We start from the raw sequence: 23,884 nt of genomic DNA, 5'->3' as shown, positions 1-23,884 counted from the left end.
CGCTGACAGCCCAAGGCTCAGCTCATCCGCTGGAAGACTTCGGCCGGGCGCAGCGCCTTTGGCTGCAGCCCTCGCCTCAGCGGCCGACGGGCAGCATCATGCCAACTTGCGCAGCACGACGCAGCCAATCGAATACCCTGCCCCGAACGAACTGAGCACACCCAGCGCGCCGGCGGGCAGGTCTTCATGGTTCAGGTGCAGCGCGATCACCGAGCCCGCCGAGCTGGTGTTGGCGTAGCGATCGAGATCACCGGAGCCTCTTGCGGTTCGGGGTCGCGCCCCAGCAGCTTCTTGGCGATCAGCTGGTTCATCGACAGGTTCGCCTGGTGCAGCCAGAAGCGCTGCACCTGCGCCACCGGCACGTCGAGCTCGGCCAGGTGCTGGGCGATCAACTCGGCGACCATCGGGCACACTTCGCGGAACACCTTGCGGCCTTCCTGCACGAAGAGTTTGTCGGGCTGGCCCTGGCCTTCTTCGCCTGCGCGGTTGAGGAAGCCGAAGTTGTTGCGGATGTTGTTGGAGAACTGGGTCAGCAGCTTGGTGCCAAGGATTTCGAAGCGTTGGGCGCCTTGGGCGAGGCTTTCACGCTCCACCAGCACGGCGGTGGCGGCGTCGCCGAAGATGAAATGGCTGTCGCGGTCACGGAAATTCAGGTGGCCGGTGCAGATCTCGGGGCTCACCACCAGCACCGCGCGGGCCTGGCCCAGTTGCACGGCATTGGCGGCCGCCTGGATGCCGAAGGTCGCCGAGGAACAGGCAACGTTCATGTCGAAGGCAAAACCCTGGATGCCGAGGGCCTGCTGTACCTCGATGGCGATGGCCGGGTACGGGCGCTGCAGGTTGGAGCAGGCCACGATGACAGCGTCCACGTCGGCGGGCTCACGGCCCGCGCGCTGCAGGGCCTGGCGCGCAGCGTTCACGGCCATTTCGCAGAGGATCGAGGGTTCGTCATTGCTGCGCTCGGGCAGGCGCGGCTTCATGCGCTCGGGGTCGAGGATGCCGGCCTTGTCCATCACGTAACGGCTCTGGATGCCGCTGGCCTTTTCGATGAACGCGGCGCTGGATTCGGCCAGCGCCTGCACCTGGCCGGCCTCGATGGCGGCAGCGTGCTCGGCGTTGAAGCGGTTGACGTAAGCGTTGAAGGCAGCGACCAGTTCGTCGTTGCTGATGCTGTGGGGCGGTGTGTACAAACCGGTGCCACTGATAACAGCCTTATGCACGATCCATCCTCGAAGTTGTGGGGCGTATTGCAGGTGGGCGATTCTGCCACGAATGGCACCCGCGTTCCGTTTTTGTCAGGGCTCGACCTGCGCCCATTGTTTGCCCAGGCGCTTGTCCGACACCGGCACCCGGGTGCCCAGTTGCTGCGCGAACAGCGAAACCCGATATTCCTCCAGCCACCAGCGATAGGTCACCAGCGCGTCATCGCGCTTGCCTTCCTGCCCATGCTTGGCCAGGCGCGCCTGGTATTGCGCCCAATAGCCGGTGAGCTCCCCACTGCAGACCCGGTCACGCTGTACCTGGCCCGGGAGCTTCTCAAGGCGCTGCTCGATCGCCTTGAGGTAACGCGGCAGCTCCTTGAGCCATTGCGTCGGGGTTTCACGCACGAAGCCAGCATAGACCAGCGCACCGAGCTGCTGCTTGATGTCGTTCAGGGCCACGGCCTGGGCCAGGTCGATCTTGCCCTTGAAGCGCTTTTGCAGGCCGTGCCAGAGCTTCAGCACTTCCAGCACCCGCCGGGCGAGCTGCTCGGCGTGCTCTGCCCAGGCGCTACGCTTGCGTTCGGCAAGGTTTGCCAGCGCAGCGCCATCGCGCGGCAATGTGGCTTCGCCTTCGAGCACACAAGCGTCGAGGCTGGCGAGCAGGATGTCTTCGATCAACGCCTCCACCCGGCCCAGCTCGCGGTACAACAGCCCAAGCTCGGTGAGCCCGGGCAGCTTGCCGCGCAAAAACTTTGCCGGCTCGGCCAGTTGCTGCAGCAGCAGGCGCTGCAACGCGCGCCGGTGTTGCCAGGCGGCTTCGGCGGCGGTCGAGAAACGCGCCTCGTGTACCTGGCCACCCTCCTCGGCCAAGGCCGGGTACACGGTCATCTCCAGGCCCGCGAAGTGCTGGCGCGCGGTCTCGGCCACATTGGCAAAGCCCTTGGCCTGCACCGGCGCTGCCGCCTCGGCCTGGCGCGGCACACTCAGCGCTGCCTGGCTGGCCTCGGCAAAGCGCGCGGTGACCTCTGCAAGGTCACGGCCCTCACCCAGTGGCCGGCCTTTACCGTCGACCACTTCGATGTTCATCTTCAGGTGAGGCTCCACCAGGCTCGCGGCTTCGGCCCACGCCTCGTCGCTCACCCGTGCGCCGGTCATACGCAATAGTTGTGCACCCAGCGCCTGGGGCAAGGCGCCTTCGGCGAACACCATGCGCTCCAGCGAAGCCTTGACGAAGTCCGGGACCGGCACGAAGTTCTTGCGCAGCGCCTTGGGCAGGTTGCGCACCAGCGCGATGCTCTTGGCCTCCAGCAGGCCCGGCACCAGCCACTCCAGGCGCTCGCCGGGCAGCGCCGGCAGCAGCGGCGCAGGCACGCGCACGGTGACGCCATCGCGTGGATGATTCGGCTCGAAGTGATAGCTCAGCGGCAGGCTCAGCTCCCCCAGCCGCAGCACATCCGGGTATTGCGCCGCGGTCACTTCATTGGCGTCACGGGCCAGCACATCCTCGGGCTGCATGATCAGCAGCTGCGGGTTCTTCTGGCTCTGGACGCGGTACCAGGCATCGAAGGTGGCGGCCTGGTGGATGTCTGCCGGCAGGCGCGCCTCGTAGTAGGCGTAGAGGGTTTCTTCATCAGCGAGGATGTCGCGCCGGCGCGCCTTGGCCTCCAGCTCGTCGAGCTGCTCGAGCAACGCGCGGTTGGCCGCCAGGCACCGGGCGCGGGACTGGATGTCGCCACGCACCAGGCCTTCGCGGATGAACAGCTCGCGCGACACTACCGGGTCCACCGGGCCGTAATGCACCGGCCGGCGGCCGATGATGATCAGGCCATACAGCGTCACCTGCTCGAAGGCTACCACCTGGCCGCGCTTTTTCTCCCAGTGCGGCTCGAAGTGGTTGGTCTTGATCAGGTGCGCGGCCAGCGGCTCCAGCCACTGGGAGTCGATCTTGGCGACCATGCGCGCATAGAGCTTGGTGGTTTCGACCAGCTCGGCAGCCATGATCCACTGCGGGCGCTTGCGGCCGATGCCGGAGGATGGGTGCACCCAGAAACGCCGCTGGCGGGCGCCCAGGTAGTCGCCTTCCTCGGTCTTCTGGCCGATCTGGCTGAGCAGGCCGGCCAGCACCGCCTTGTGCAGGCGCGGGTAATCGGCAGGCTCGGGGTTTACCTTCAATTGCAGTTCGCGGCTGATCAACGCCAATTGGCGGTGGGCGTCGCGCCATTCGCGCATGCGCAGGTAATTGAGGAAGTGCTTGCGGCACCAATTGCGCAAGGCGTTGGAGCCCAGTGCCTGGCGCTGCTCCTCGAAACCGTTCCAGAGATTGACCAGCGCGGCGAAGTCCGAATCCGGGTCCTTCCATTGCGCATGGGCCTGGTCGGCAGCCTGCTGGCGCTCGGCCGGGCGCTCACGCGGGTCCTGCACCGACAGCGCACTGGCGACGATCAGCACCTCGGCGAGGCTGCCCTGCCTGGTGCCTTCCAGCAGCATGCGGCCCAGCCGCGGGTCGATCGGCAGGCGAGCCAACTGCCGGCCCAACGGGGTAAGTTGCTGCTCGCGGTTGACCGCGCACAGCTCCTGCAACAGGTTGAAGCCATCGCTGATGGCCTTGCCGTCCGGCGGCTCGATGAAGGGGAAGGCATCGATCTCGCCCAGGCGCAGGTGCAGCATCTGCAGGATCACCGCCGCCAGGTTGGTGCGCAGGATCTCCGGGTCGGTGAAGGTGGGCCGGGCGTTGAAATCGTCTTCGCTGTACAGGCGGATGCAGATCCCCGGCTCTACCCGGCCGCAACGACCCTTGCGCTGGTTGGCGCTGGCCTGGGACACCGCCTCGATCGGCAGGCGTTGCACCTTGGCGCGGTAGCTGTAGCGGCTGATGCGCGCAGTACCGCTGTCGATCACGTAGCGAATGCCGGGCACTGTGAGCGAGGTTTCCGCGACGTTGGTGGCCAGCACCACGCGCCGCCCCGGGTGGCTCTGGAAGATGCGCTGCTGCTCGGAGGGCGACAGGCGCGCGTACAGCGGCAGTATCTCGGTATGGCGCAATTGCGCCTTGCGCAGCATTTCGGCGGCGTCGCGAATCTCCCGCTCGCCCGGCAGGAATACCAGCACATCGCCCGGCCCCTTGCGCTCGTTGCGCTCATGGGCGGCGATCTCGTCCAGCGCGGCGAGGATGCCCTGGTCGACCGACAGGTCATCTTCCACCGCGTTGCCGTCTTCGTCCTGCTCGCGTACCAGCGGGCGATACCAGGTGTCCACCGGGTAGGTACGGCCGGAAACCTCAATGATCGGCGCATCGCCAAAGTGCTTGGAGAAACGTTCCAGGTCGATGGTGGCCGAGGTGATGATCAGCTTCAGATCAGGCCGGCGCGGCAGCAGGGTTTTCAGGTAGCCCAGCAGAAAATCGATATTGAGGCTGCGTTCGTGCGCCTCGTCGACGATGATGGTGTCGTAGCGCTCAAGGAAGCGGTCGTGCTGGGTCTCTGCCAGCAGAATACCGTCGGTCATCAGCTTGACCAGGCTCTGCGGGCCGGTCTGGTCCTCGAACCGCACCTGGTAACCCACCAATTGCCCCAGCGGCGAGCCCAGCTCCTCGGCAACCCGCGCCGCCACGCTGCGCGCGGCGATACGCCGTGGCTGGGTGTGGGCGATCAGGCCGAACTGGCCACGCCCCAGCTCCAGGCAGATCTTCGGCAACTGGGTGGTTTTGCCCGAGCCGGTTTCGCCAGCGATCACCACCACCTGGTGCTCGGCCAGCACCTTCTTGATTTCGTCGCGCCTGGCGGCGATGGGGAGCTGATCGTCGTAGCGGATGGCCGGCACGCTGGCACGGCGCTGCTCGACCAGTGCGCACGAAGCCTGGAACCGCTCCAGCCACTGGGCCAGGCGCTGCGGGTCAGGATTTTTGCGCAATTCGTGCAACTGCCGGCGCAAGCGATGGCGGTCGGCGTTCTGGGCCTGGTCGAGGTTTTTCAGCAGGGTGTCGAGAGACGGGGCTTGATCGGTCATCAGGGCGCGCAACGGCTTCACTACAGAGCAAGCCGGCGATTGTCGCAGATTTGGCCGGCCACGGCAGCACGGGGCTGCCGTGGCACAGGCCGTCAGGCGGTTTTCTTCAGGCCCAGTTTGCGCAGTTCTTCGTCACGCAGCTCGCGGCGCAGGATCTTGCCCACGTTGGTGGTGGGCAGCGACTCGCGAAACTCCACGGCCTTGGGCACCTTGTAACCGGTGAGGTTGGCGCGCATGTGGTCGATCACCTGCTCCTTGGTGAGCGAAGCACCCGGGCGGATCACCACGAAAACCTTGATCAGCTCGCCACTTTTTTCGTCCGGAATGCCGATTGCCGCGCACTGCATCACGCCAGGCAATGTTACGAGCACGTCTTCGAGTTCATTGGGGTACACGTTGAAGCCGCTGACCAGGATCATGTCTTTCTTGCGATCGACGATGCGAATGTAGCCATCGGGCTGGATGACCGCGATATCACCGGTCTTGAGCCAGCCTTCGCCGTCGAGCATCTCGGCGGTGGCCTCGGCACGCTGCCAGTAGCCTTTCATCACCTGCGGGCCCTTGACGCAGAGCTCGCCGGCCTCGTCGAAGCCCAATTCCTGGCCCTGCTCGCCGATCACCTTGCACTGGGTGGACGGCACCGGGATGCCGATGGTGCCGATCTGGATATGCTCGCGCGGGTTGACCGTGGCCACCGGGCTGGTTTCGGTCATGCCGTAGCCTTCGCAGATGGCGCAACCGGTGACTTCGCGCCAGCGCTCGGCCACCGATTGCTGCAAGGCCATGCCGCCAGAGAGCGTGACCTTCAGGCTGGAAAAGTCGAGCTTGCGGAACTCGGCGTTGTTGCACAGCGCCACGAACAGGGTGTTCAAGCCCACGAAGGCGTTGAACTTCCAGCGCGCGAGCTCCTTGGTGGTGGCCGCCAGGTCGCGGGGGTTGCTGATCAGCACGTTGTGATTGCCCATCAGCATCATCGCCATGCAATGAAAGGTGAAGGCGTAGATGTGGTACAGCGGCAGCGGCGTGATGATCACTTCACGGCCTTCATCCAGGTTGGCGCCCATCAGCGCCTTGCACTGCAGCATGTTGGCGACCAGGTTGCGGTGGGTGAGCATCGCGCCCTTGGCCACGCCCGTGGTGCCGCCGGTGTATTGCAGCACGGCGACGTCGGCGCCTGCCGGCACCGCTTCGTTGACCGAACGGCCAGCGCCTTGGGCAAGTACCTGGTTGAGCCGCACCGCACGCGGCAGGTGGTAGGCCGGGACCATCTTCTTTACATAACGCACCACGGCGTTGACCAGTACACGCTTGAAGGGCGACAGCAGGTCGCCGACCTCGGTCACGATCACATGCTTGACCTGGGTCTTGGGCACTACGGCTTGAGCCAGGTGCGCCATGTTCGCCAGGCACACCAGCGCCTTGGCACCGGAGTCGTTGAACTGGTGTTCCATTTCGCGGGCGGTGTAGAGCGGGTTGGTGTTGACCACGATCAGGCCGGCGCGGATCGCACCGAACACCACCACCGGGTATTGCAAGAGGTTGGGCAGCTGTACCGCGATGCGATCACCGGGCTTGAGGTCGGTGTGCTGCTGCAGCCAGGCGGCGAAAGCGCCGGAAAGCCGATAGAGGTCGGCGTAGGTCAGGGTTTTGCCCATGCTGCTGAATGCCGGTTGCTGGGCAAAGCGCTCGCACGATGCCTTGAGCACGGCCTGGACGTTGGGGTACTGGTCGGGGTCGATGTGCGTTGGCACGCCGGCCGGGTACTTGTCCATCCAGAAATCTTCAACCATGGAAAACCTGCTCCTTTCCGTACTCGCGCTGGGGTACCGCATCGGCTGCGGTTTTATTGATCTGGGCAAAGCGCGCCGAGATTAGCAGTTTTGCCCACACCCGCCTAGGTGCTAAGGGTTGCTTATGGGTCACTAACAGAACCAGCAATGATTTCACGGTCATCATTAGAGTCTTTGCTCGACAGAGGTTTGATGGCTCTGGCGCGGGCCTGAGCGGAGGCAACCTGGCAGACGGACGTTTTCTGGGCACATCTTCCGGCGTTTTCACCCTGCCCGCGCAACGAATCGGTACAATTACCCCTTCAATAACCAAGGATTAGCCCCCGCGATGACCGAAGTCACCAACACGCCCTACGATGCTCTGGAAGTTGGCCAGACCGCTACCTACAGCAAGACCGTCGAGGAGCGCGACATCCAGCTGTTCGCGGCCATGAGCGGCGATCACAATCCGGTGCATCTGGATGCCGAATTCGCGGCCCGCACCCCTTTCCGGCAGCGCATTGCACACGGCATGTTCAGCGGGGCATTGATCAGCGCTGCGGTAGCGTGCGAGTTGCCCGGCCCTGGCACCATTTACCTGGGCCAGCAGATGAGTTTCGAAAAACCGGTCAAGTTGGGCGACACCCTCACCGTACGCCTGGAGATTCTCGAGAAGCTGCCGAAATTCAAGGTGCGTATCGCCACCCAGGTCTACAACCAGAACGACGAGCGTGTCGTCGATGGCGTGGCCGAGATTCTCGCTCCGCGCAAGCAGCAAACGGTAAGGCTGACCGAGCTACCTCCGGTGCGCTTCGGCTGATCATTGCATTTTTATAACGAAACAAACTGAAACAAACTGAGATACAAGCACGCCTCCCCCCAAACAGGGAATCAGTACATCTCCTATATTCCAAAAGAATATAGTTTTTGTTCCCACTGCCGGCGCCGCAGTTAGGGTATGCCTCCTTCGCCCCGCCCCAAGGGAGGCTACCCATGGCTCTGCGCCACTCGCTCGCGCGATTTTTCCAGCTCGAGGCCGCCAGCGGCCTGATGCTCATTGCCGCTGCCATTCTGGCGCTGTGCATCAATAATTCTCCCCTTTCCGGGCTTTATCAGGGTTTTCTCGACGCTCCGGTGCAACTGCGCCTGGGGCCGCTGAACATCGACAAGCCTGCCTTACTGTGGATCAATGACCTGCTGATGGCGCTGTTTTTCCTGCTGATCGGGCTGGAGATCAAACGCGAGGTCCTGCAAGGGCAGTTATCCAACGTATCGCAAGTGGCGCTGCCCGGCACAGCAGCGGTAGGCGGTATGCTGGTACCCGCCTTGATCTATGCCGCAATCAACCGCCACGACCCCGCCGCGCTGGCGGGCTGGGCCATCCCCACCGCCACAGACATCGCTTTCGCCCTGGGCGTGCTGGCTCTGCTGGGCAAGCGTGTGCCCGCCTCGCTCAAGTTGTTTCTGATGACGCTGGCGATCATCGACGACCTGGGCGCCATCGTGATCATCGCGCTGTTCTATACCAGCAGCCTCGCCGGCGGCGCCCTGGCAATGGCCGGCGGTTGCCTGGCATTGCTGCTGGTGCTGAACCGCCTGGGCGTGACGCGCCTGGCACCTTACCTGATCGTGGGGGCGGTGCTTTGGGTGTGCGTGCTTAAAAGTGGCGTGCACGCAACGCTTGCAGGTGTGGCACTGGCGTTCTTCATTCCGCTGCGTACGCCCCGGCAACCTCTGCTGCATCTCGAACATGCCCTGCACCCGCTGGGTGGCCTACGGCATCCTGCCCTTGTTCGCTTTTTCCAACGCAGGCATTTCCCTGGCCGGCATGAGTGCTGAAAGCTTTACCCATGGCGTGCCGTTCGGCATCGCACTGGGGCTGGTGCTGGGCAAGACGGTGGGAGTTTTGGGCCTGACATGGATGGCAATCCGCCTGGGCCTGGCGCGCTTGCCGGAGGGGGCCAACTGGGGGCAATTGCTGGGGGTGGCGATCCTGTGCGGTATCGGCTTCACCATGAGCATTTTCGTAGGTTCACTGGCCTTCGACCCGGCCAACAGCTCTTACGCAGGCGAGGATCGCATGGGCATTCTCGCAGGCTCATGCATTGCGGCAGTGCTTGGCTACGCAGTGGTCAGGCTGGCATCGCGCCGAGCCTGAACGAAGCGGGGCGCCGGCTGGCGGCGCCGAGTGGCATCAGTGGCTGACGCGGCTGGTGCCGTCGACGGTCATGATGCGCACGCGCTCGCCGACGCGGAAGATCTCATTGGGCTGCACCTGCTGAACATAGGCGCGCATGCTGCCATCGTCTTCACGCACGGTGATCTCGACGCCTTGCGTACGCGTGATGCCCTCTTCGGCTGCGGAGCCGGCAAAACCACCCGCCACGGCGCCGATCACTGCAGCGACGATGCTGCCACGGCCACCACCGACCGCCGAGCCCGCTACACCACCGACAATAGCGCCGGCGCCAGTACCGATCGGGCTTTTGGTGCCCTCGATACGCACAGGGCGCAGGGACTCGATGGTACCCATACGCACGGTTTGCACGCGGCGAGCCTCGTCGCGGGAATAGACATCACCCGACAGGTCGGACGCGCAGCCCCCGAGCAGCAGTGAAAAGGCAGTGAAACTGGCGAGCAATACTGATTTACGCATGAAGCACTCTCCGTAGGACTGACCGTCATTAGACGCAATCAACCCCGGAGTGTCACGCGGCAATATGTATTAATAATGATTTATTCAGGTTGCAGACAGCTGGCTCAGGGCGCCAGCCGCTCACGCAACCAGTGGCCGTTGACCAGGCGATAGTTGAGGCGGTCGTGCAAGCGGCTGGGCCGCCCCTGCCAGAATTCGATGCGATCCGGCACCAGCCGATAACCACCCCAATGCTCAGGGCAATGCGGCGCGCTGTCAGAGAAGCGCGCCTCGGTGGCCTTGAGCAAGTGCTCAAGCGTCTCGCGCCCTTCGATCACCTGGCTCTGTGGCGAAGCCCATGCACCCAGGCGGCTACCCAGCGGGCGAACCTGATAGTAGGCATCGGACTCGGCAGGCGTGACCTTCAGCGCCCTGCCCTCGATACGCACCTGGCGCTCCAGGGCTGGCCAGAAGAACGTCATTGCCGCGAAACCGTTGGCCAGCAGGTGCTGGCCTTTGGCGCTCTGGTAATTGGTGAAGAAAGTGAAGCCCTGATCGTCCAGCGCCTTGAGCAGCAACACGCGGCAGTGCGGCCGTCCCTCGACATCAACGGTGGCCAGGGTCATCGCGTTGGCCTCCACCGGCGGCTGCTCGGTGTTCACCGCATCGTCGAACCATTGCCTGAACAGCGCAAAGGGCTCGGCCGGGGCCTGTATTTCGCTCAGGCCGTCGCGGGTGTAGTCACGGCGCATGTCCGCAAGTGGCTGGCTCATGCCGGGCTTTCCTTGGCTCAGTTGGACGCTTGCTGATCAGCGGCTGGCTTTTTGGCTGCGACTTTCTTGGCCGGCGCCTTGGTGGTGCTGGCAGCTGGCTTTTTCGCGGCAGTGGCTTTGGCCGGAGCTTTTCGGCAGGCGCCTTCTTGGCGGCCACTGCGGGCTTGGCAGGCGCTTCAGGCTCGGCCTTGGCATCCTGCATGGCGACCATCTGCGGCAGCGCGGTCGGTGGCAGGTCATAGCGAGCCATCAACGCGATCATGGTGTTCTGCGGGGTCACGATCATTTCGACGCGGCGGTTCAGCGCACGGCCAGCGACGCTGTCGTTGGCGGCCCGCGGCATCACCGAACCCATGCCACGCAAGCTCAGGCGAGTACGCTCGAGGCCGCTCAGGCGGAAGATCGCAGCGATCGACTGAGCGCGTTCCAGGCTCAGCTTCTTGTTGGCATCGGCAGCACCGGTGCTGTCGGCATGGCCCAGGATCAGGATGGCACCCTGGGGATCGGGCTCGAGCAGCTTGGCAACGTTGGTGATCGGGCCGAGCACAATCGGCATCAACATGGACGGGCGATCGGGGTTGAAGGAACTATCGACCGGCGCGGTCACGATCAACAGGTCTTCGCGACGGTCGACCTGGAACTTGGTGCCTTTGACCGCTTCACGAACCTTGGGCTCGTACTTGTCGAGAAACGCCTTGGTAGCCGCCGGGTCGACCTTCGGCACAGCAACCGCTGCGGCAGGCTTGGCCTCGTCTGCCTTGGCGCTTTCGCTGGCGCCGAACGGCCACCACCAGTGGCTTTCGCTGGCAGCAGTCGGTGCGGCAACGGGTGCAGCTGCCTTGGCATCGGCCTTGGCGACACGGTCGTTGACTGCAGCCTGCACGTCCTTGCCAACGCCCTTGTCAGCGGCAGCGGTGCTTTCATTGCCGCCGAACGGCCACCAGCTGTGGCCGGTGCTGGCACTGCCGTTCTTGGCGTCCGGGGTATTTGCGCAGCCGGTGATGGCCAGGCACAGGGCCAGGGCGAGAGATTTCTTGACGTGCATTGGGCAATCCAGGCGTTGATTGATAAAGCGGGTTAACAAACCCGTATAACTGATTGATTGGAATGGTAGATCAATTTTTGTTCAATTGGTGACCGCTTGTCGAGAGTTTCATGGCAGGCAATCGTTCAATGCGCGCACCAGGCCTTGCGCACGCGGGTCCATCAGGATGTATGGCCCAAGCGTGTTGGTCACAAACCCGAACGCAACCCCGGACGCAGGGTCGGCAAAGCCGATGGACCCGCCCGCACCGGGATGGCCGAACGCGCCCCGCCCCATGCAGAAGGTGGCATTCGGCTGATCAGGCTGGTCGAGCATCACCCCCAGGCCGAAACGAGTAGGCGTGAGCAGGGTAAGATCATCGCCATCACTGTGCGGCTGAACCATCGCGTCCAGCCACTCGCCGCCAAGCAGATCCCCCGCCAGCAGGCCGCTGTAGAAACCCGCCAGGCTGCGTGCGTTGCCGTGCCCGTTTGCCGCCGGCTGCTGCATGCGCCGCCATTCAGGCTTGTTGGTGCTGGTGAGCACTGAAGGCGGGTTGGTGAAAGCACGCGTGCTGAGCGCCTCGGGCTCGCGCAGGGTAACTTGCAACAGCCGCTGGGCCGCTACATCACCGGCATTACCCTTGGCGCGGGAGATGTGGGCAACGCGGTCGAACTCGCTGTCGGCGAGGCCGATGTGAAAATCCAGACCCAGGGGGCGGGCCACACGGTCGACGATGACGTCACCTGGCTCACGACCAGTGACGCGGCGGATCAACTCACCGGCGAGCCAGCCGAACGTAATGGCAGCGTAGCCATGAGCAGTGCCTGGCTGCCACCAGGGCGACTGACCTTCCAGTGCGTGGAGCATGGCCTGCCAGTCGTACAGCGCTTCGGCGGGCAGTGGTGCAGAGATCGCCGGCACACCGGCCTGGTGGCACAGCACCTGGCGAACAGTGATATCCGCCTTGCCCGCAGTTGTGAATTCCGGCCAGTAGCGTGCGACCGGCGCATCGAGCGACAACTTGTCCTCGCTCGCCAGTTGCAGCAGCGCCACGGCCGTGAAGGCCTTGGTGCAGGAGAACAGGTTCAGAATCGTGTCGCTGTGCCAGGCTGCCTGGCCATCTTTATCGGCGGTGCCAGCCCAGAGGTCGATGACGGTTTCACCGTTGAGCTGGATGCACAAGGCAGCGCCGCGTTCCTGAGGGTCTTCGAAGAGTGCCGCGAAAGCATCGCGCACGGCCTCGAACTCAAGCTGGAAATAGCCCTGAATCTGCACCCGCCGCTCCCCTGTGATCTGGCATTTGAATGGCACGCATTGTTTCAGCCCCAGGCCGCTTTGGGAACGGGGGCTACAAGATATATTCAGCCGATTTCCTGGCGAAACGGCGGTAGCGCAGCGAGGATCGCCTTGCCGTAGCGCTGGGTGACCACGCGGCGGTCCAGCAGGGTGATGGTGCCGCGGTCCTGCTCGGTACGCAGCAGGCGGCCGCAGGCCTGAATCAGCCGCAGCGAGGCGTCTGGCACGGCTATTTCCATGAACGGATTGCCGCCGCGAGCCTCGATCCATTCGGCCAGTGCTGCTTCGACCGGATCGTCAGGTACCGCGAAGGGAATCTTGGCGATGACCACGTGCTCGCAATAGGCGCCTGGCAGGTCGACGCCTTCGGCGAAACTGGCGAGGCCGAACAGCACGCTGCTTTCACCGCCATCGACCCGGGCCTTGTGCTTGTTGAGGGTTTCCTGTTTGGACAGGTTGCCCTGAATGAACACCTGCCGACGGAACTCACGGTCAAGCCCGTCGAACACGTCCTGCATCTGTTTGCGCGAACTGAACAACACCAAAGAGCCACGTGAGCCCTCTACCAGCTTGGGCAATTCACGGACAATAGCGGCGGTGTGCTCAGAGGCGTTGCGCGGGTCGGCGCGCAGGTCGGGAACCCGCAGCACACCGGCGTCGGCATGATGGAACGGGCTTGGCACCACGGTGGTGACCGCATCGCGGGGAATGCCTGAACGCATGCGAAAGCGGTCGAAACGGTTGAGCGCAGTGAGCGTCGCAGAGGTGACCAGCACCCCATAAGCCACGTTCCACAGCGTGCGGCGCAGCATGTCGGCAGCCAGGATCGGGCTGGCGTTCACCTCGATGTCGTGGCCAGCGCCAGCTTCGACCAGCGTCATCCAGCGCGCCATGGGCGGGGTGTTTTCCGGGTCTTCGCCGGTGAATGCCGTCCACAGCTCCCAGTTGCCCTGAGAGCGTGCCAGCAGGCTGCCGAACAAGGGGTACCACTCCTCGGCCTGGTGGCTGGCGATGCCGATGTTCTTTTCGCCGTCCATGCCTTCCTTGAGCAGCTCGGCCAGGCGCGTGTAGAGGTCGGTCAGGCGGCCGAAACCCTTTTCAATTCCAGGCCCATCTCGCGAAGATGCTCTGGCACCACGCCGCCTTCGAAGCGATGCCGTGGCCGGTCGCGGCCCTCCATGTCTTCGCCGCCGTGGAAATCGGCCACCTGCTCGCAGGCGCCGAACATGAACTGCTGCTGGCTTTTGAGCTCGCGCGCAAGCTCCGGCACCTGCTCGACCAGCCGGCCCAGGTCGCCAGGCAGCGGGTGCTGGGCAAGCAGTTTGGTGAGGTTGCGAGCCGTTTGCTCCAGCCAGTCGGCGGTGGAGCGCAAGCGGGTGTAATGGGCGAAATGGCCGATGGCCTTGTCTGGCAGGTGGTGGCCTTCATCGAACACATAAAGCGTGTCGCGCGGGTCGGGCAGCACCGCACCGCCACCCAGAGCCAGGTCGGCCAGCACCATGTCGTGGTTGGTGACGATCACATCCACCTTGCCCATGCCTTCGCGCGCCTTGAAGAACACGCATTGCTGGAAGTTGGGGCAATGGCGGTTGGTGCACTGGCTGTGGTCGGTGGTCAGGCGTGCCCAGTCCTTGTCGTCGAGCGCCTCGGACCAGCTGTCACGGTCGCCGTCCCAGCGGTTGCCGGCCAGTTTCTCGATCATGCTGTTGAACAACTTGAGGCTGGCCTCGTCGACGTCGATGGCGAAGCCTTCGTCTTCGAACAACTGAGCGGTGGCCGACTGCGCCTGGCCCTCCTGCAACAGCGCATCGAGCTTGGACAGGCACAAGTAGCGCCCGCGCCCTTTTGCCAGGGCGTAGGTAAAACTGAGCCCGGCATTGCGCGCGATGTCGGGCAAATCCTTGAGGACGATCTGCTCCTGCAAGGCGACCGTGGCGGTGGCGATCACCAGCCGCTTGCCAGCTGCCTTGGCCGCCGGGATGGCTGCCAGGCTGTAGGCGACGGTTTTGCCAGTACCGGTCCCCGCCTCCACCGCCACCACTGCCGGGTCGCCCAGGCGATGGCCCTCGTCGTCCTGCGGGATACCCCCAGAACCTTGGCGACTTCGGCGATCATCAGGCGCTGGCCATAGCGAGGCTTGAGCTGCTTGGCTTCGAGAAAACGCGAGTAGGCGCCCTGAATGGTGGACTTGAGTTCGGTGCTGAGCATGGGATCCGGGCCAGCGCGAGGGCTGGATAAATCTTCAGTGGTGCGTGTGGCGGCTATCATACCCGCTTCTGCCCACAGAGGCGCCCGGCAATGCAAACAAAGATTTACCGCCTCGGCAGCGGCGGTGGCAGGCTCTGGATGTGAAAGATGCCCAACAAAAGGATTTGCAGGCGATCCAGCCCTGGATGGCTGCGGCCAAGCAGGCGGCCTTTGAAAGCCAGTATCTCCAGCAGATGCAGCCCAAGCATGGCGGCGCCTGCGAGGTTGACCCAGGCACGGAACGGCCACACCAGCGGCATGAGCAGATTGGCAACCACCAGCCACCAGAAGAGCAGCATCAACAGTTTGAACAAACCCAACATGTCGTGTGCCCTCCTGGTGCTGCGGTCAGCGGCTGATGATCAGCTCGACCCGGCGATTTTTCGCCCGGCCCGCATCGGTGCTGTTATCTGCCACCGGGCGGCTTTCACCGAAGCCTTCGCTGCTCAGGCGTGCCTGCGGTACGCCATGGTCCACCAGGTAGGTGACTACGCTGGCTGCGCGACGCTCGGAGAGCTTCTGATTGTAGGCATCGGAACCCTTGCTGTCGGTGTGCCCTTCGACCTTGACGCTGACAACGTCCGCCGCCTTGAGCTTGTCGAGCTGGGCATCGAGTGCGGCGCGGGCAGGCGCTCTGAGGTCAGCCTTGTCGAACTCGAACAGCACATCGCCCACATCACTGAGCGTGACCACTTCCCGCGCCGGGGGCGCCGGAGGTTGCGGGGCGGGTGCCGAGGCCGGCGTGATTGCCGGTGCAGGCGGCAGTGGGCATCCGTTGTGGCTGACCGGCGTCCCTTCGGGCGTGCCCGGGCACCGGTCGCGGCGGTCGAAGATACCGTCGCCATCCTCGTCGCCGTCCTGCGCGAAGCACACCAGCCCCGCACCTACAGCGCCCAGCACACCGCCACCGGCGGCCCAGGCACCGCTTTCCAACGCTCCCAAGCCTGCACCGGCGGCACCGCCGAGCAGGCTGCAAATTGGCCAGTTCCTTTGGTTCAGTGGCGCACTTCCATCACTGCGAGTGGCACATCCCGAGAGAACACTGCTGACCAGAAGTACGGGTAATAAAGCCTTCGTGCAGCGGCTCATCATCATCGAAGCTCCTGTGTCTCCGGCTGCTGCCGGTATTGGTAGTCAAGCCTAACGGCACATCCCTGTAACCCACGGGTTGCCTGCTTTAGGACCACGGCGCTTCGCCAATGACTCCCAAGCCGGTTAATCTTTATTATCCAACGAGGATTGACGATGACCGATGCCGCTTCACAACGCACCCCGCAGCAGGCACTGGCCGCCCTGCTCGCTCAGCATGCTCCGCGTTCACTTCTGGTAGTGGGCGCCAGCCAGTTTCCCGCGCTTGAGGCCTTCGCTCAGGCGCACCCTGCGTGCGAGCTGGCCTTCGCCGAGCCCGGCCCCTTACCGCCGGCGCTCGCTGCACGGCGCTTTGACCTTGCGCTGCTGGTCGACTGCCTGGAACACCTCCCCAAGCGTCAAGGCCTTGAACTGCTCGGCGGTATCCGCAACCTCAACGCCAGCCGCCTGGCGCTGCTGGTAGACCTGCCCGCCGCCGGCTGGGCCGCAACCGACCTGTTCTCGCTGGCGCTTCAGGCCAGTGAGCGGTTCGAGCGCGAGGGGCAGGTGCTGTCGTTGTTCACCTATGATCTTAAGGATTACAAGCAGGTGCCGGACTGGCTGAATGCGAAGTTCTGGGCCAACCCGGAGAATTTTGGAAAGTATTGGTGGTAACTCTCATGACAGTGTGCCCTTGCGGCAGCGGTAACTCCCTCGAAGGCTGCTGCGGCCGGCTGCATCAGGGCCTCCCGGCCCCGGACGCCCAGGCGCTGATGCGTTCGCGCTACAGCGCCTACGTGATGGGCCAGGTTGACTACCTGGTCAGCACCACCTTGCCCGCCCAGCAAGCGACCCTTGACCGGGCGGCCATCGCTCAGTGGAGCGCGTCGGCCACCTGGCTGGGGCTTGAAGTAGAGCATTGCGAAACCCACGGCGGCCAGCCCGAGCACGCGTTCGTGACCTTTACCGCGCGCTGGCACGACGACTCTGGCGAGCATAGCCATCGCGAGCGTTCGGCATTCGTGCAGCGGGACGGGCGATGGTATTTCATCGACCCCACCGCACCGCTCAAAGCCGGGCGCAACGACCCCTGCCCTTGCAGCAGCGGGCAGAAGTTCAAGAAGTGCTGCGCAGGCTACCTTATTGGCTGAGCTTGAGATGGGACGTATCGGGCGCCGCCGGGGCCGGTGCCGCTTTGGCCTGGCCCAGGTCACTGCCGGCAGGCGCGATGCTGAGGCCGGAGAGGTCCAGCAGCGGCGCCGCTCTGGCTGGCTGGGCGGGGGCCATGGTCGCCCCTGCTTCGGCAATGCCATAGTCCGGTGCGTCGACGCCGGCGAAGGCAGCCATATACTCATCACGCGGTACCACCTGAGCCCGCTCGGGCGCAGGCTCGGGCGATGCCGCCCAGTCAGCCTCTACCGGCACCTGCAGTGCATTGACCTGCACACGGGCGCCGGCGCGCTCGAGTACTTCCCGGTATTTTTCCGCAGCCTGGGTGTCCAGGCCGGTCTTGAGCACCAACCGCCGGCCGGAGAACAGTTTGTCGAGCCGCGCTGTATCGGCCTGGAACACCCTCGCAAGGTTCTGGCGGACAGTTTCGGGCGCATGCCCCGGCAATACCTGGCCTTCGAATACGATTTCGTGCAGGCTCATCCCTTCTCTCCTGTGCCCATGACTGAGGCCCGGCCATGACAAGGTCACCCAGGCTGTTGCTGCTTATCTTAGCGCTGTGCCTGCCGGGTTGCTCGCTGCTGGGCTGGCAACGCCCGCTCGATGCGCCTGAAGTGCGCCTGGTGAGCATCGAAAAAGCCAAGGCGCGCTGGCTGTCGCAGCGCTTCATTTTGCATATGCGCCTGACCAACCCCAACGCACGCGCCCTGCCCGTCCGGCAGGTGCGCTACAGCCTGCGCCTGGAAGGCATCACTCTGGCCGAAGGCAGCGAGCGCACCTGGTTCAGCGTGCCGGCCAACGGCAGCCGAAACTACCAGGTCCAGGTGCATACCAGCCTCTGGCAGCACGTAAAGCCTCTTGCGCGGTTGTTGAAACAGCGCGCGGGCGAGCCGCTGAACTATACGCTCACCGTGCATCTGCGCACCGGATTTATCTTCGGCCAGCACCTTACAGCCCGGCGAACTGATGCGATAATCGGCCGTCAGCTCAACCCGGAGTAACCTCGATGTCGCAACAACCTCACGTGCACGGCCCTGACTGCAACCACGGTCATGACCACGATCACGGCCACGCTGGCCACGTACACGGCCCTCATTGCAACCACAGCCATCAGGAACCCGTGCGCAACACCCTCAAGGATGTTGGCCGTAATGACCCCTGCCCCTGCGGCAGCGAAAAGAAATTCAAGAAGTGCCACGGTGCCTGAACCAGCGCCGGTGCCATAAAAAAGCCCCTGCACGATGGCAGGGGCTGGAGAGGTAGACGACGCCGGGCATCGCCCGGCGTTTTCATGCGCGCAGCATTACTCGCGCTTGCTTTGCACGGCACCGGCGGTGTCATCGAGCAAAGCCTTGGTGGCCACTTGCAGGAAGCTTTCGAGCTGCTCGCGCCAGGCGCTCATGTCCGGGTCCTGAATGCGCTCGCCCTGTGGATTGTGGCCAAGGGTGAAGCGGTACATGCGCGGGTCCATGTCACGGCTTTCGATCAGCAGGCGATCGCCACGGATAATGCCGACCGTCTGCTCGCTGCCCGAAGGCTTGATCACGCCGAAGCCCGGGTCCCCCGCTGGCAGGTTGAGCAGGTCACGGCCCCAGCACTGATGCTGGGTCGGCCCGCCGAGGCGGCCCATGATGGTCGGCACGATGTCGATCTGGGTACCCACGGTATGGCTGACGGTACCAAACTTTTCCTGGATGCCCGGGCCAATGACCAGCAGCGGCACGTTGAAGCGGCCGAGGTCGAACTCGGTGATCTGCTGTTCGTTGCCGAAGCCGTGGTCACCCACCACGATGAACAGGGTGTCCTTGTAGTAAGGCGACTTCTTGGCCTTTTCGAAGAACTGCCCCAATGCCCAATCGGAATAACGCATCGCAGTGAGGTGCTCGTCCAGCGCGCCTCGCCCGGTAACGCGCTCCACCGGCAATTGCGGCGGCAAAGCGTAGGGCACGTGGTTGGAGAGCGTTTGCAGCAGCGCGTAGAACGGCTTGCCGCCGGCAGCGAGCTTGTCGAGCTCCTCGTTGCCACGGTTGAACATGTCCTGGTCCGATACCCCCCAGGTGGGGTCGGAGAACACCGGGTTGACGAAGTCATTGCGGCCGATGAAGGTGGTCATGCCCTGGTTGCTGAAGAAGCCGGACTGGTTGTCCCAGGCGAAATCGCCGTTGTAGACGTACACGTCCTTGAACTGGCGAGCGCTGAGCAACTCGGGCAGGCCCGACAGCTTGTGGCTGCCCTCGGGTGTCTGCATCAGGTACTCGAAGCCCGGCAGGTTCGGGAAGCAGCCCATGGTGGCGAACATGCCCTGGTGGGTGTGGGTGCCGTTGGAGAAGAATCGGTCGAACAGCAGCCCTTCCTTGGCCAGCTTGTCGAAGTACGGCGTGATGTTGGCATCACTGCCAAGCGCGCCCACCGAATGGCCGGCGAAGCTTTCCATCAGGATCACCACCACGTTCTTCACCCCGGGCAGGGTGTTTTCCGCAGGCGGGGTGAACAGGCGGCGCACGGGAGCTGAATCCAGATCGACCGGCTGGTCGTTGGCGGTCATCAGCAGCTTGCGCACGGTGGCCACGGCCTGGTCCTGTGGCAAGGTGGCCTTCCAGATGTTGTCACGGTCGTCGGAGAGCTGGCTCTTGAAGGCGGTGATCAGGGTGAGGGTGCCGTTGAGGCCCAACTGGTTGGCGAAGTTGGAATCGGTGGTGTAGGCGTCGCCCCAGCGCAGGGGCGGGCCCTGGCGCAGCGTGCCGCGGGCGGCGACCACCGCTACGCAAAGCAGCACGAAGAACACCAGCACACGGCCGTACCAGGGCGCCACACGCCGCACGCCCGGTGCCTGATCGGCCACCGCTTCACGCGGCCGGCTGAGGCGGTCGGCAGCCTTGAACAGCAGGCTGATCAGCCAGGTGACCAATGCCCAGGCCAGCAGGTAGCGCACCACCGGGTAGCCGTACCAGAGCATGCTCAGCACGGTTTTCGGGTCTTCCTTGACGTACTGGAACACCAGGCCATTGAGGCGCTGGTGGAATTCCTTGTAGAAGTCGAGCTCCATCACACCCAGCAGCACCATCACGCTGCTGGCCAGCGTGAGCCACAGGCGGAACAGGCCGCGCCAGCGCATGGAAGCCTTGAACAGCGTGGCGAGCATCACCGGCACCAGCAGATACACCGCCAGGCGGATATCGAAGCGCAGGCCATTGCCAAAGGCTTCCATGAAGGCGTCGGCGCCGGCATTGCCGATTTGCTCTCGGTTGTAGATCAGCAGCGCCAGGCGCAGGCCGCTTTGCAGCAGCATCAGGGCCAGTGTGCAGAGCAGCAGGTAAAGGAGATGGGACTTGACGGTGGGCTGGCGCCGCAGCAGCGGCTGGCGCTCCGGTTTCAGGGCATCCTGGATGGCCATGTCTTGTGCGTGTTCCGTAGGTTGATAAGAGGCACCGCCCACGCGCGTGGCTGGGCGAAGCAAACGGCGAATTGTGGGCAGCGGCCGGTGAAAATTTTGTTGCCGATGCAGCGCAAGCTACCCGCCGCGAAGTATACGGGGGTGGCCTGGCTGGGGGAAGGGTTTTACGTGCGAACGTTACCGCGCGGGCCGGCAATGGCCCAGATGATAAAGCCGAGCACCAGCAACAACGCAATCAGCAGGATCCAGAGCACCTTCATGCCGGCCTTCGCCTGGCTGGTGAGCACATTGGCGATCGCCCAGATATCCAAGGCCAGGATCACCAGGCCCACCAGGTTATTGAAAGTCGCGCCCATGCGTCAGCATCTGCCTTAGCCAGCAGCTCCCTCACGCAGCCCCTGCAGCGTAGGCACCGCGTGGATACCGGCCTGTGCGCACAGTTCCAGCACGCGCGGCAGGTCCTGGCCGTAAACCAGCACGGCCTGGAAATCGAAATCGATGCGTGCGCAGAAATCCAGCAGCGCATAGCCGCCTTTGTCCTTGCTCAGTGCAGCGAGCTGGGTCTGGATGCGGTTGATCGCCACTTCTGGCTCAGTGCGGGCCAGTTGCTTGGGCTTGATGTGAAATTCAACTGCCGGGCCGAAGGAAGCCATGATCTGCTCCAGCAGCTCAGCGCCGGTGTCGGCCTGGAACAGCACGGTTTCAGGCAGGCTGCCGGCGACTACCCACTGCCACAACGGGATCGGGAAGCTCTCGTCGTAGTTGACATCCGGGTTGGCAGCCAGGAAGGCTGCCGGGTCGGCATGGGCCTGCGCTGCCTCCTCGGCCACCGTATCGATGGCCTCCTCGCTCATGCAGCCGGAGCTGATCAGGGTGACGAGTTCGGCAAGCAAGGCTTTCATGGGGCAGGCTCCAGGGGCAAAAGGCCGCGCAGCATGGCGGAGCGGGCTTCAGCCGAGCAGTGCCTGCAGGTGTTGGCGTGCCCGCTGTGCGCCCATCGCCGAAGCGGCGCCTGCAGCGTCGATGCCTTGGGCATCGCGGGCCTGAAGATCGGCACCCTGGGTGAGCAGGTAATCGATCATTTCTACCCGGTCGAACATCGCCGCCATCATCAGTGCGGTACGGCCATCGGCACCGGTGCCATCGACCGGCGCACCGCCTTCCACCAGTGCGCGCATCACCGCCAGATCACCTTTGAAGGCCGCTCCAGCGATGGGCAACTGGCCCCGGTCGTTGGCCATCATCGGGTCGGCCCCGTAGCGCATGAGAACCTCGGTGGCCTGTGCGTGCCCGTGGTAGCTGGCCAGCATCAATAGCGAATCGCCTTTGTGATCCTTGAGATTGGCGGGCAGGCCTTTGCCGAGCAGGCGCTCGAGCATCACCGCATCGCCATGGCGGGCCACTTCCAATACTTGCTGGGCAAAAGCCAAGGACTCTTCTTCGGTCATCACAGTGGGCTGGTCGGTCATCAGGGGGCGCTCCATGGCAGTGTTCAGGGGCCTGAGTGTGCAGCGGTTCACATTTTCAACACCAGGCAGGTATTTCTATGACCTCGCTCAACGGAATTAATCGCTGAGCAAACACTCTATGTTTCACTCACCTCCCGCCTAGCCCCTCCTCCCTGTGCAAAATGCATCATGCAAATAACCCCATCTTGCAATTTGCACGAAGACATTTACTGCACAAACTAGTTAAACCACTGATTTGAAAGGATTTCTCAAAAATCCAAAAGCTGGCACACAGCCTGCAACTCCTCCTGCAACCGAATACCGTGCATCGAGGAGCCACCATGCATTTCCTTCAAGAGAAATTTGCCAGCCTGTTCAGCGAGTACGACGTAGTTGCACAACCTCGCCCTGACGGCGCTGTGCTGCTGACCCTGCGCGACAATGGCGGCAAGACCACCCGCCGCTCCATTTCCTACGCCCAACTGAATACGCCAGAGCAGTTGTCGTGGGTAATCAGTGCGATCCGCCGTGACCTGGCTGACGAGGCCAGCAAGCTGCCAGACATTCACCTGCTGCAAAGCCAGAACCGCTTCGCACTGCCGACCTATCATTCGGTGTGAAGATCATTACTGCCGGGGCCTGATTTCAGAAAAGCTGCCAACACACACGTGCCCCGGCAGCTCTCCTCCTTCCCGTACCAATCCGCACGTGACCATCCCCGCCGCTTGTGCAGCATCGAGCTCCTGCACCACATCCGAGAGAAACAGCACCTGCTCCGCCGGCACATCCATGGCTTGCGCGATTGCCAGGTATGAACCCGCCTCACGTTTACCGCCGCTCCCCGTGTCGAAGTAGTGACTGAACAGCGCGGTGAGGTCGCCGGCCTCGGAATACCCGAACAGCAGCTTCTGCGCCTGTACCGACCCTGACGAATACACCGCCAGCACCAGGCCCTCAGCGTGCCATCGGCTCAGCGTATCGACAGCATCGGGGTAAACATGCCCGTGCAAGCGCCCGGTCTCGTAGCCATCCGCCCAGACATGACCCTGGATCGCCTTGAGCGGCGTAGCCTTGCGGTCTTCGGCCATCCAGCCCAGCACAATCTCGATCACGCGTTCCGTACTGGCCTGTGCCTCCCCGCTCGATGCGCGCACGGCGTCGACTTCAGGCGCATCAGGGTGGGCCCTTACCCAGGCAGGCAGATGCAAGGCTGCGAACGGAAACAACACCTCGTAAACGAAGCTCACCGAACTGGTGGTGCCTTCGATGTCGGTGAGCACATGGGTAATCGGCATTGGCTCAGTCTTCCAGCAGAGGAAAGCGCCGGGCGATGGATTCGCCCGTCATGTGCGCGACCCAGCCCTGCGGGTCGGTGAACAAGCGAATCGCCACGAAATGCGGCTGCTCACCCATGTCGAACCAATGCGGCGTGCCGGCCGGCACGGAGATCAGGTCGCCCTTCTCGCACAGCACCGCGTACACATGCTCGCCCAGGTGCAGGCTGAACAGCCCGCGCCCCGCAACGAAAAAACGTACTTCGTCTTCGCCATGGCGATGCTCATCGAGAAACTTCTGCCGCAGCTCCGCCTTGCCTGGGTGGTCACGGTCAAGGCTGATGACATCCACCTCCTGATAGCCACACTCACGCTTCAGGCGCTCGATCGGCTCGCGATAGGCCTCGATCACCGCTTGCTGGCTGGCACCGGGGGCGATGGGAGCATCGGCCTGCCAGCGCTCGAAACGCACGCCCTGCTCAGCCAGGGTGGCGGCGATGTCTTCCAGGTGGGTGAGGACTTTGTTCGGCAGCTCGGGGCTGCTCTGGTGGTAAACGCTCAGGCAACTCATCGGGG

General features: G+C 63.7%; 21 protein-coding genes and 3 pseudogenes. 7 read left to right on the top strand and 17 right to left on the bottom strand.

The features are described from left to right. Positions 1-96: 96 nt before the first annotated feature. The 3 genes and pseudogenes from LN139_RS07160 to fadD1 all read right to left on the bottom strand — a co-directional run bounded on the left by LN139_RS07160 (position 97) and on the right by fadD1 (position 6,997). A pseudogene (locus LN139_RS07160) lies at positions 97-1,220 on the bottom strand (beta-ketoacyl-ACP synthase III). Positions 1,221-1,295: 75 nt separating this feature from the next. Then, the gene (gene hrpA, locus LN139_RS07155; RefSeq protein ID WP_236359328.1) at positions 1,296-5,207 is read right to left on the bottom strand and encodes an ATP-dependent RNA helicase HrpA; all 3,912 of its coding nucleotides are present in this window, start codon (positions 5,205-5,207) and stop codon (positions 1,296-1,298) included. A 92-nt stretch (positions 5,208-5,299) separates the two neighbouring features. Next, a complete protein-coding gene (gene fadD1 / locus LN139_RS07150) occupies positions 5,300-6,997 on the bottom strand; it encodes a long-chain-fatty-acid--CoA ligase FadD1 (RefSeq protein ID WP_236359327.1) in 1,698 nt (565 codons plus the stop codon). 328 nt (positions 6,998-7,325) lie between these two features. On the opposite strand from fadD1, the gene LN139_RS07145 reads away from it, so the two are divergent. Together LN139_RS07145 and nhaA are read left to right on the top strand one after the other, a co-directional pair. Further along, positions 7,326-7,796, top strand: a complete 471-nt coding sequence (locus tag LN139_RS07145) for a MaoC family dehydratase (RefSeq protein ID WP_236359326.1) — start codon at positions 7,326-7,328, stop codon at positions 7,794-7,796. A gap of 173 nt (positions 7,797-7,969) precedes the next feature. Next, positions 7,970-9,134: pseudogene (gene nhaA / locus LN139_RS07140) on the top strand (Na+/H+ antiporter NhaA). Between the two features lie 36 nt (positions 9,135-9,170). Here nhaA and LN139_RS07135 read toward each other — a convergent pair. The 7 genes and pseudogenes from LN139_RS07135 to LN139_RS07105 all read right to left on the bottom strand — a co-directional run bounded on the left by LN139_RS07135 (position 9,171) and on the right by LN139_RS07105 (position 16,043). Beyond that, positions 9,171-9,632: a glycine zipper 2TM domain-containing protein gene (locus LN139_RS07135; RefSeq protein WP_097083946.1), complete on the bottom strand. Its 462-nt coding sequence runs from the start codon at positions 9,630-9,632 to the stop codon at positions 9,171-9,173. A 104-nt stretch (positions 9,633-9,736) separates the two neighbouring features. Beyond that, complete coding sequence (gene pdxH / locus LN139_RS07130; protein ID WP_236359325.1) at positions 9,737-10,384, bottom strand: pyridoxamine 5'-phosphate oxidase; 648 nt, start codon at positions 10,382-10,384, stop codon at positions 9,737-9,739. Then, positions 10,353-11,429: an OmpA family protein gene (locus LN139_RS07125; protein ID WP_329611019.1), complete on the bottom strand. Its 1,077-nt coding sequence runs from the start codon at positions 11,427-11,429 to the stop codon at positions 10,353-10,355. Before LN139_RS07125 ends, pdxH begins: the two co-directional genes overlap by 32 nt. A gap of 108 nt (positions 11,430-11,537) precedes the next feature. Beyond that, complete coding sequence (locus LN139_RS07120; RefSeq protein WP_236360308.1) at positions 11,538-12,686, bottom strand: serine hydrolase domain-containing protein; 1,149 nt, start codon at positions 12,684-12,686, stop codon at positions 11,538-11,540. 86 nt (positions 12,687-12,772) lie between these two features. Further along, positions 12,773-14,915: pseudogene (gene dinG, locus LN139_RS07115) on the bottom strand (ATP-dependent DNA helicase DinG). A 104-nt stretch (positions 14,916-15,019) separates the two neighbouring features. Beyond that, entirely contained in the window at positions 15,020-15,277 is a 258-nt protein-coding gene (locus LN139_RS07110) for a DUF1145 domain-containing protein (protein WP_236359324.1), read from the bottom strand. 25 nt (positions 15,278-15,302) lie between these two features. Beyond that, entirely contained in the window at positions 15,303-16,043 is a 741-nt protein-coding gene (locus tag LN139_RS07105) for an OmpA family protein (RefSeq protein WP_236359323.1), read from the bottom strand. Positions 16,044-16,199: 156 nt separating this feature from the next. On the opposite strand from LN139_RS07105, the gene LN139_RS07100 reads away from it, so the two are divergent. Next, positions 16,200-16,697 carry a DUF6231 family protein gene (locus LN139_RS07100; RefSeq protein ID WP_236359322.1) on the top strand — a complete coding sequence of 166 codons (498 nt, stop codon included), beginning with the start codon at positions 16,200-16,202 and terminating at the stop codon, positions 16,695-16,697. Positions 16,698-16,702: 5 nt separating this feature from the next. After that, a complete protein-coding gene (locus tag LN139_RS07095) occupies positions 16,703-17,173 on the top strand; it encodes a YchJ family protein (RefSeq protein WP_236359321.1) in 471 nt (156 codons plus the stop codon). On the opposite strand, the gene LN139_RS07090 is transcribed toward LN139_RS07095, so the two are convergent. Continuing rightward, entirely contained in the window at positions 17,163-17,675 is a 513-nt protein-coding gene (locus tag LN139_RS07090; RefSeq protein WP_236359320.1) for a hypothetical protein, read from the bottom strand. The two genes, LN139_RS07095 and LN139_RS07090, sit on opposite strands and share 11 nt — an antisense overlap. Before the next feature lie 56 nt (positions 17,676-17,731). Here LN139_RS07090 and LN139_RS07085 point away from each other — a divergent pair, with 56 nt between their 5' ends. Continuing rightward, positions 17,732-18,193 carry an LEA type 2 family protein gene (locus LN139_RS07085; protein WP_236359319.1) on the top strand — a complete coding sequence of 154 codons (462 nt, stop codon included), beginning with the start codon at positions 17,732-17,734 and terminating at the stop codon, positions 18,191-18,193. A gap of 5 nt (positions 18,194-18,198) precedes the next feature. After that, a complete protein-coding gene (locus LN139_RS07080) occupies positions 18,199-18,399 on the top strand; it encodes an SEC-C metal-binding domain-containing protein (RefSeq protein WP_236359318.1) in 201 nt (66 codons plus the stop codon). 96 nt (positions 18,400-18,495) lie between these two features. On the opposite strand, the gene LN139_RS07075 is transcribed toward LN139_RS07080, so the two are convergent. The 4 genes from LN139_RS07075 to LN139_RS07060 all read right to left on the bottom strand — a co-directional run bounded on the left by LN139_RS07075 (position 18,496) and on the right by LN139_RS07060 (position 22,055). Continuing rightward, the gene (locus tag LN139_RS07075; protein WP_236359317.1) at positions 18,496-20,586 is read right to left on the bottom strand and encodes an LTA synthase family protein; all 2,091 of its coding nucleotides are present in this window, start codon (positions 20,584-20,586) and stop codon (positions 18,496-18,498) included. A gap of 164 nt (positions 20,587-20,750) precedes the next feature. Further along, positions 20,751-20,942 carry a PLDc N-terminal domain-containing protein gene (locus tag LN139_RS07070; protein WP_236359316.1) on the bottom strand — a complete coding sequence of 64 codons (192 nt, stop codon included), beginning with the start codon at positions 20,940-20,942 and terminating at the stop codon, positions 20,751-20,753. Between the two features lie 15 nt (positions 20,943-20,957). Beyond that, positions 20,958-21,488, bottom strand: a complete 531-nt coding sequence (locus LN139_RS07065; RefSeq protein WP_236359315.1) for a hypothetical protein — start codon at positions 21,486-21,488, stop codon at positions 20,958-20,960. Positions 21,489-21,536: 48 nt separating this feature from the next. Beyond that, the gene (locus LN139_RS07060; RefSeq protein ID WP_236359314.1) at positions 21,537-22,055 is read right to left on the bottom strand and encodes an ankyrin repeat domain-containing protein; all 519 of its coding nucleotides are present in this window, start codon (positions 22,053-22,055) and stop codon (positions 21,537-21,539) included. Positions 22,056-22,375: 320 nt separating this feature from the next. Between LN139_RS07060 and LN139_RS07055 the strand changes: the two genes are divergently transcribed. Continuing rightward, on the top strand, positions 22,376-22,654 hold the full coding sequence (locus LN139_RS07055; protein ID WP_236359313.1) for a DUF3509 domain-containing protein: 279 nt from the start codon (positions 22,376-22,378) through the stop codon (positions 22,652-22,654). A gap of 6 nt (positions 22,655-22,660) precedes the next feature. Here LN139_RS07055 and mtnC read toward each other — a convergent pair whose 3' ends face one another. Together mtnC and LN139_RS07045 are read right to left on the bottom strand one after the other, a co-directional pair. Beyond that, complete coding sequence (mtnC, locus tag LN139_RS07050) at positions 22,661-23,329, bottom strand: acireductone synthase (protein ID WP_236359312.1); 669 nt, start codon at positions 23,327-23,329, stop codon at positions 22,661-22,663. A gap of 4 nt (positions 23,330-23,333) precedes the next feature. Continuing rightward, positions 23,334-23,879, bottom strand: a complete 546-nt coding sequence (locus LN139_RS07045; RefSeq protein ID WP_236359311.1) for a 1,2-dihydroxy-3-keto-5-methylthiopentene dioxygenase — start codon at positions 23,877-23,879, stop codon at positions 23,334-23,336. Positions 23,880-23,884 lie beyond the last annotated feature (5 nt).

This window comes from Pseudomonas sp. KNUC1026 (genome assembly GCF_021650705.1).
In the GTDB taxonomy this organism is placed as follows: Bacteria; Pseudomonadota; Gammaproteobacteria; order Pseudomonadales; family Pseudomonadaceae; genus Aquipseudomonas.
This window is presented reverse-complemented; position numbering and strand designations above follow the sequence as displayed.